Below are 7822 nucleotides of genomic sequence, written 5' to 3' on the forward strand. Positions count from 1 at the left end.
CAGATTAATAATTATCATGGAATCGGGTCGATAATAAGTGATCCAGCTTACGGCAATTCGCTATCATCAGCATATGATCTCGAACATCTGGCCGATTGAGGGAATAATCGTCGGTCAGAAAATATTCAAAACCACATATATGTTGTGTGTTTAGTACAATCCATCGGCAGCTTGAAAAGAAGGTTCACATGTTAAACAACATTCGTATCGAAGAAGACTTGTTGGGTACCAGGGAAGTTCCAGCGGATGCCTACTATGGTGTTCACACTCTGAGAGCGATTGAAAACTTCTACATCAGCAACAGCAAAATCAGCGATATCCCTGAGTTTGTCCGTGGCATGGTGATGGTGAAGAAAGCCGCAGCGCTGGCGAACAAAGAGCTGCAAACCATTCCTAAAAGCGCGGCAAATGCGATTATCGCTGCCTGCGATGAAGTGCTGAACAACGGCAAATGCATGGACCAGTTCCCGGTTGACGTCTATCAGGGCGGCGCGGGTACCTCCGTCAACATGAATACCAACGAAGTACTGGCAAACATCGGCCTTGAGCTGATGGGCCACCAGAAAGGTGAATACCAGTACCTCAACCCGAACGACCACGTTAACAAATGCCAGTCCACCAACGACGCCTACCCAACCGGCTTCCGTATCGCGGTGTATGCCTCCGTGGTCAAACTGGTCGACGCGATCAACCAGCTGGGCGATGGCTTCCAGCGTAAGGCCGTTGAGTTCCAGGACATTCTGAAAATGGGCCGTACCCAGCTGCAGGACGCGGTGCCAATGACCCTCGGTCAGGAATTCCACGCGTTTAACGTGCTGCTTAACGAAGAGACCAAAAACCTGCTGCGCACCTCCGAGCTGCTGCTGGAAGTGAACCTGGGCGCCACCGCCATCGGTACGCGTCTGAACACCCCGGATGGCTATCAGCAACTGGCGGTTCAGAAGCTGGCGGAAGTGTCTAACCTTCCTGTGGTGCCTGCGGAAGACCTGATTGAAGCCACATCCGACTGCGGCGCGTACGTAATGGTACACAGCGCCCTGAAACGTCTGGCGGTGAAACTGTCCAAAATCTGTAATGACCTGCGCCTGCTCTCCTCCGGCCCGCGCGCTGGCCTGAACGAAATCAACCTGCCAGAGTTGCAGGCGGGTTCTTCCATTATGCCAGCCAAAGTTAACCCGGTAGTGCCAGAAGTGGTGAACCAGGTTTGCTTCAAGGTGATTGGTAACGACACCACCGTGACCATGGCCTCCGAAGCCGGTCAGCTGCAGCTGAACGTGATGGAGCCGGTGATTGGCCAGGCGATGTTTGAATCCATTCACATCCTGACTAACGCCTGCTACAACCTGCTGGAAAAATGCATTAACGGCATCACCGCGAATAAAGAAGTCTGTGAAGGCTATGTTTATAACTCCATCGGGATCGTTACTTACCTCAACCCGTTCATCGGCCACCACAACGGTGACATCGTTGGTAAGATTTGCGCCGAAACCGGTAAGAGCGTGCGTGAAGTCGTGCTGGAGCGTGGACTGTTGACCGAAGCCGAGCTGGACGATATCTTCTCGGCCCAGAACCTGATGCATCCGGCATATAAAGCGAAACGATATACCGATGAAAGCGAACAGTAACAGTTCAGGCTAGGCTTCCGAAAGGCACGTCACTTGTGACGTGCCTTTTTTCTTTTTAGGTGTTACCTAAATACAACAATTCAATATCAACTTGTTAATAAGCAAGGCAGGTCTTTATGTTTGGAGCAGAACTCGTCATCGTCCTGTTGGCGATTTATTTGGGCGCGCGGCTCGGGGGTATCGGCATTGGTTTTGCCGGCGGTCTCGGGGTGCTCGTACTTACCCTTATCTTTCAGATTAAACCCGGCGCAATCCCTTTTGACGTTATCGAAATCATCATGGCGGTTATTGCCGCTATTGCGGCCATGCAGGTGGCGGGCGGTATGGACTACCTGGTGAGCCTGGCGGAGCGCATGTTGCGCCGCCATCCGAAATACATCACCTTCCTTGCCCCGCTGGTGACCTGGTTTATGACCATTCTCGCGGGAACCGGCCACACGGCGTTCTCCACGCTGCCGGTGATCACCGAGGTGGCAAAAGAACAGGGGATTCGCCCGTCTCGTCCGCTTTCTATTGCCGTGGTGGCGTCGCAGATTGCGATCACCGCGTCGCCAATCTCAGCCGCCGTAGTCTTCTTCGCAGGTATCCTTGAGCCGATGGGCGTGAGCTACCTGACGCTGCTGGCGATCTGTATTCCAGTCACGCTGATTGCGGTGATGATTACCGCCGTGCTGTGTAACTTCCTCGGTGCCGAGCTGAAAGACGATCCGGTTTACCAGGAGCGTCTGGCAAAAGGTGAAGTGAGCCTGCGCGGTAGCCAGGTATTCGAGCTGAAGCCGCACGCGAAACGCTCCGTGCTGCTGTTCCTGATCGGTATCGTCGCCGTGATGTTCTACGCGACCGCCATCAGCGACACCGTGGGGCTGATCCAGAACCCGGTGCTGCCGCGTAACGAAGCGATTGTGGTATTCATGCTGACCATCGCCACGCTGATTAGCATCACCTGTAAAATCGACACCAGCGAAGTGCTGAACGCCAGTACCTTCAAATCCGGTATGAGCGCCTGCGTGTGCGTACTGGGCGTGGCGTGGCTCGGTGACACCTTCGTGAAAGCGCACATCAGCGACATCCAGACCGTTGCCGGCGACCTGCTGCACAACTACCCGTGGCTGCTGGCGGTGGTACTGTTCTTTGCCGCGACGCTGCTTTACTCTCAGGCTGCCACCACCAAAGCGCTGATGCCTGCGGCACTGATGCTGGGCGTGACGCCGCTGACGGCGATTGCCTCTTTTGCGGCCGTTTCCGCCCTGTTCGTGCTACCAACCTACCCAACCCTGCTGGCCGCGGTTGAGATGGACGATACCGGCTCAACCCGCATCGGTAAGTACGTGTTTAACCACGCGTTCCTGATCCCGGGCGTGGTGGCGATTACGCTTTGCGTCGTCCTCGGCTTTATCATTGGCGGCATTGTGCTGTAAACGGTTAGCCGTTGTAAAAATAGTTAAAATCGGGCCGCTCTGCGGCCCGTTTCATTAATGACCAATCGCATGGCGTGATATAGTGAAGACTTTCGTGATGAGGAGGTCGACTTGTGAACACGCCTGATGCTGTTGTCGTACTGTGTACCGCCCCTGATGAAGCCTCTGCCCAGGATCTCGCCGCCAAAGCGCTGGCCGAAAAACTGGCAGCCTGCGTCACGCTGCTCCCCGGCGCGACCTCCCTTTATTACTGGGAAGGCAAGCTGGAGCAGGAGTATGAAGTCCAGATGTTGCTCAAAACCAATCTGGCGAATCAGCAGGCGCTCCTTGACTGCCTCAAGTCTCATCATCCTTATCAAACCCCGGAGCTGCTGGTGCTGCCAGTGGTCCACGGCGATAACGACTATCTCTCATGGCTCAACGCTTCTTTACGCTGATCCTGCTGCTGTGCAGCACGTCAGTATTTGCCGGGTTGTTTGACGCGCCCGGCCGTTCGAACTTTATTCCCGCCGACCAAGCGTTCATTTTCGACTTTCAGCAAAACCAGCACGATCTCAATCTGACCTGGCAGGTGAAAGAGGGTTACTACCTCTACCGCAAGCAGGTCAGCATCACGCCGGCAAAGGCCAACGTTGGCGCATTGCAGATGCCCGCTGGCGAATGGCATGAGGACGAGTTCTACGGTAAAAGTGAAATTTATCGCCAGCGCTTAAGCGTGCCCGTTACGGTGAATCAGGCGGATAAAGATGCCACGCTGACGGTTACGTATCAGGGCTGTGCCGACGCGGGCTTCTGCTACCCCCCTGAAACGAAGGTCGTTCCGCTTACTGAAGTTAAAGCGGCTGCCTCCCCTCTCCCCTCAGACGAGAGGGGCAAGGTGAGGGATAAAGGCGAAGCCGAAGCTGCTTCTGCTCTGCCGTTCTCAGCACTTTGGGCCTTACTGATTGGTATCGGCATTGCCTTTACCCCTTGTGTCCTGCCGATGTACCCGCTTATCTCCGGGATTGTACTGGGCGGCAAACAGCGTCTTTCTACCGCCCGGGCGCTGCTCCTGGCCTTTATTTATGTGCAGGGCATGGCGCTTACCTATACCGCGCTCGGCCTCGTGGTCGCCGCGGCCGGACTACAGTTCCAGGCAGCGCTTCAGCACCCTTACGTGCTAATCGGCCTGTCAGCCGTATTTATTCTGCTTGCGCTGTCGATGTTTGGCCTGTTCACGCTTCAGCTGCCCTCTTCGCTGCAAACCCGCTTAACGCTGATGAGCAGTCGCCAGCAGGGTGGCTCTGCGGGCGGCGTGTTCGCAATGGGCGCCATCGCCGGGTTGATTTGTTCCCCCTGCACTACAGCACCGCTGAGCGCTATCCTGCTGTACATCGCCCAGAGCGGTAATATGTGGCTCGGCGGGGGTACGCTGTATCTTTACGCGCTGGGGATGGGCCTGCCGCTGATTCTGGTGACGGTGTTTGGCAACCGCCTGCTGCCGAAGAGCGGCCCGTGGATGGAGACGGTGAAAACCGCGTTCGGCTTTGTCATCCTGGCGCTCCCGGTGTTTCTGCTGGAGCGCATCATGGGTGACGCGTGGGGTTTGCGCCTGTGGGCCATGCTCGGCGTGGCGTTCTTTTCCTGGGCGTTTATCGTCAGCCTGGGGGCAAAAAAAGCGTGGATGCGTCTGGTGCAAATTCTCCTGCTCGCCGCCGCGTTGGTGAGCGTGCGCCCGCTTCAGGATTGGGCGTTCGGCTCGCCTGTGGGCCAGACGCAGGCACATTTAAACTTTATACACGTTAAGAACGTCGATGAGCTCAACAGCGCGCTGGCGCAGGCAAAAGGCAAACCGGTGATGCTCGACCTCTATGCCGACTGGTGTGTTGCCTGCAAAGAGTTTGAAAAATACACCTTTAGCGATCCTCAGGTGCAAAATGCCCTGAAAGAGACGGTACTCCTTCAGGCAAACGTCACAGCCAACAATGCGCAGGATAAGGCCCTGCTTAAACACCTTACCGTACTCGGGCTGCCAACCATTCTGTTCTTCAATGAGCAGGGGGAAGAGCTGCCAGAACAGCGTGTAACCGGGTTTATGGACGCAACGGCATTCAGCGCGCATTTGCGCAATCGCCAACCGTAAACAACACTTTAGACGGGACATACCGTTGGGAATAGCGGAGGAGATAACCGTGCAACGCGAAGACGTACTGGGACAAGCCCTGCAACTACTTGAGATTCAAGGGATCGCCAGCACCACGCTTGAGATGGTAGCCGACCGTATCGATTACCCTCTGGATGAGCTTAAGCGCTTCTGGCCGGATAAAGAGGCGCTGCTTTATGATGCCCTACGCTATCTTAGCCAGCAGGTGGATATCTGGCGCAGGCAGCTAATGTTGAATGAAGAGCTGACCGCTGAGCAAAAACTGTTAGCGCGCTACACCGCCCTGACAGAGTGCGTCAGCAACAATCGTTATCCAGGCTGCCTGTTTATTGCTGCTTGTACGTTTTATCCCGATCCTGGCCATCCAATACACCAGCTGGCGGATCAGCAAAAACGTGCGGCGCATGACTTCACCCACGAACTGCTGACAACGCTTGAAGTGGATGACCCGGCAATGGTCGCTAAGCAGATGGAGCTCGTACTGGAGGGTTGCCTGAGCCGCATGCTGGTGAACCGTAGCCAGGCCGATGTGGATACGGCGCACCGCCTGGCGGAAGACATTCTGCGCTTTGCCCAGTGTCGTATGGGCGGGGCGTTAACCTAAACCAACATGCCCGCCCAGGCGGAGACGAGCAGACATAGCGCCATCAGGCGCTGAAACCGCACCATCGCCACGGTGGTGCGAAACACCCGGTTTACCGCCTTCCCCAGCCACGCCCAGCACATCAGGCACATCACAGAAATCAGTAAGAACCATAGCGCCATCAGCGCAATATCTCTTAACGGATGAATGCTCGCGGGAGCAAAAAGACTCACTACTGCCAGCGCCATCATCCACGTTTTCGGATTCACCATCTGCAGCAGCGCTGCGGCTTGCGCGGTGAAGCGATGAGGCGTCTTCTCAGAAAGATTCGCCGCAGGCGCCCGATACAGTTGCCAGCTCATCCAGGTTAGCCACAGCACGCCCGCCCAACTCATTGCCTGGCGTATCAGAGGAAACTGACGCAGCACCTCCCCGGCGCCGGCACCCGATATCAGCACAATCAGACTCGCCGTAATACATCCCCCCATAATGGCGGGAATGGTGTTTTTCACGCCAAAGTGCTGGCTGTTAGTGAGAACGAGGATATTCGTCGGGCCGGGCGTTATCGACGCGACAAAGGCAAACAGCAGATAAGGCATCAGACTCACAGATGGCTCCTTTTTTGTTAGAGCCATTACTGTGCCGCTATTTTCTGGAAACGTCTGGAAGGTTTGTGCACAACCGGCGGTAGTAGGCAGGGGAAATGCGGTATGCACGCTGGAACCAGCGTCCCAGATGGCTTTGGTCGGCAAAACCGAGCGCTGTAGCCACATTAACAGGCTGTTCGCCGTGCGCCAGCAGCTGTCGCGCCTTTGCCAGACGCAGTTGAATAAGCCAGGCGTGCGGTGCCAGGTTGAACTCGCGCTTAAAACAGCGCGTCAGCGTAAAGCGATCCGTGCCCGTCTCGCGCGCAAGGTCTGACAACCCCACGTTCTCGCCGATATGCGCATAAAGATAGTCGCGTGCGCGATGCGCCACGGCAGCGCTCTGTAGCTGCGACGGGAGTTTCTTACGCCAGTGGCAATGGGAGGTGATCTGAGAGAGCAGCTTATCCATTGTGCTCTGCTGAACAATTTTCATCTCATCGCTATGCAACGCGTTAAACGTCTCGCCGATAGAACGGACCAGCTGAGGTTCGCGCGTTAGCGTTTGAGCAAAGTGAAGCGAGTAGCGATCCGGCGTGGCTTCATATAATCCACGGAGGGTACGCGTCAGCCACTGCTCGTCAAGATAGAAGGTGAGATAGGTAAAGCCTCCTTCCACAGGCGCGTCGCCGTCGTGAATTTCACCCGGCTCCAGTAAGAACGCATCACCAGGATGGCTGCGGTGGCGTTCGCGACGACAGTGGAACTGCTGGGTGCCTGAAAGGGTAATCCCGACCAGATAACTATCGTGCCAGTGGGGATCGAAGGCATGGCCTTCGAAGTGCGCTTTAATCGTTTCAATGCCGGTATCCGCATGCTGACGGAGCTCAAGCCAGTCGTTTGCCATACTGCCCTCCTGTTGTCATCAGCATTGCCGCACGGCCCGGTATTGTCTGGAAGATTTGTGCATTTTCACGGTGAAAACGTACAGATTGCCGCAAACTTAAGCAGTTGAACAGCTTTTCCTGAAATAATGTTGACGATAAGGCGCGATTGCGGTTTAATGCGCTCCGTTGCCCGGATAGCTCAGTCGGTAGAGCAGGGGATTGAAAATCCCCGTGTCCTTGGTTCGATTCCGAGTCCGGGCACCACTATTTAAAGAACCCAGCCTATGGCTGGGTTTTTGCTTTTCTGCGTTTATCAAAACCTTACCTTATTTATACCCCTGTATCTCTTCCCGGTAAGATCGTGCGGTTAGCATTTCCCGGTGGCGCTGCGCTTACCGGGCCTGCAAAACCTATAGCCGGATAAGGCGAAGCCGCCACCCGGTATTTTCCGGTGCACAAAGCAAAAAACCCCGCACCTTACGGTGCGGGGTTCTTCTTGATTGATGCCTGGCAGTTCCCTACTCTCACATGGGGAGACCCCACACTACCATCGGCGCTACGGCGTTTCACTTCTGAGTTCGG

General features: G+C 55.5%; 7 protein-coding genes and 1 tRNA gene. 6 read left to right on the plus strand and 2 right to left on the minus strand.

Features of this window, described 5'->3' with window-relative positions:
- The first annotated feature begins 188 nt into the window (after window positions 1-188).
- The 5 genes from aspA to IM271_RS11645 all read left to right on the plus strand — a co-directional run bounded on the left by aspA (window position 189) and on the right by IM271_RS11645 (window position 5790).
- On the plus strand, window positions 189-1625 hold the full coding sequence (gene aspA, locus IM271_RS11625) for an aspartate ammonia-lyase (protein ID WP_003855923.1): 1437 nt from the start codon (window positions 189-191) through the stop codon (window positions 1623-1625).
- Window positions 1626-1741: 116 nt separating this feature from the next.
- Window positions 1742-3043, plus strand: a complete 1302-nt coding sequence (locus IM271_RS11630) for an anaerobic C4-dicarboxylate transporter (protein ID WP_008502949.1) — start codon at window positions 1742-1744, stop codon at window positions 3041-3043.
- Between the two features lie 113 nt (window positions 3044-3156).
- Window positions 3157-3480, plus strand: a complete 324-nt coding sequence (cutA, locus tag IM271_RS11635) for a divalent cation tolerance protein CutA (protein ID WP_028015227.1) — start codon at window positions 3157-3159, stop codon at window positions 3478-3480.
- Window positions 3456-5165, plus strand: coding sequence for a protein-disulfide reductase DsbD (locus IM271_RS11640; RefSeq protein WP_193052628.1), 1710 nt, complete (start codon window positions 3456-3458; stop codon window positions 5163-5165). The genes cutA and IM271_RS11640 overlap by 25 nt, the downstream gene beginning before the upstream one ends.
- A 49-nt stretch (window positions 5166-5214) precedes the next feature.
- Window positions 5215-5790: a transcriptional regulator gene (locus IM271_RS11645; protein WP_028015225.1), complete on the plus strand. Its 576-nt coding sequence runs from the start codon at window positions 5215-5217 to the stop codon at window positions 5788-5790.
- Here IM271_RS11645 and IM271_RS11650 read toward each other — a convergent pair.
- Window positions 5787-6377 carry a LysE family translocator gene (locus IM271_RS11650; RefSeq protein ID WP_048999812.1) on the minus strand — a complete coding sequence of 197 codons (591 nt, stop codon included), beginning with the start codon at window positions 6375-6377 and terminating at the stop codon, window positions 5787-5789. The genes IM271_RS11645 and IM271_RS11650 overlap by 4 nt on opposite strands.
- Before the next feature lie 37 nt (window positions 6378-6414).
- Window positions 6415-7260, minus strand: coding sequence for an AraC family transcriptional regulator (locus IM271_RS11655; RefSeq protein ID WP_028015223.1), 846 nt, complete (start codon window positions 7258-7260; stop codon window positions 6415-6417).
- A 168-nt stretch (window positions 7261-7428) separates the two neighbouring features.
- Here IM271_RS11655 and IM271_RS11660 point away from each other — a divergent pair.
- Window positions 7429-7504, plus strand: a tRNA-Phe gene (locus IM271_RS11660).
- Window positions 7505-7822: the final 318 nt, after the last annotated feature.

Source organism: Enterobacter cloacae complex sp. I3 (assembly GCF_014896175.1).
In the GTDB taxonomy this organism is placed as follows: Bacteria; Pseudomonadota; Gammaproteobacteria; order Enterobacterales; family Enterobacteriaceae; genus Enterobacter; species Enterobacter bugandensis.

Bases quoted from the DNA above. Each gene is read 5' to 3' on its own strand.
- aspA (WP_003855923.1), top strand. From the start codon at position 189: ATGTTAAACAACATTCGTATCGAAGAAGACTTGTTGGGTACCAGGGAA.
- IM271_RS11630 (WP_008502949.1), top strand. From the start codon at position 1,742: ATGTTTGGAGCAGAACTCGTCATCGTCCTGTTGGCGATTTATTTGGGC.
- IM271_RS11640 (WP_193052628.1), top strand. From the start codon at position 3,456: ATGGCTCAACGCTTCTTTACGCTGATCCTGCTGCTGTGCAGCACGTCA.
- IM271_RS11655 (WP_028015223.1), bottom strand. From the start codon at position 7,260: ATGGCAAACGACTGGCTTGAGCTCCGTCAGCATGCGGATACCGGCATT.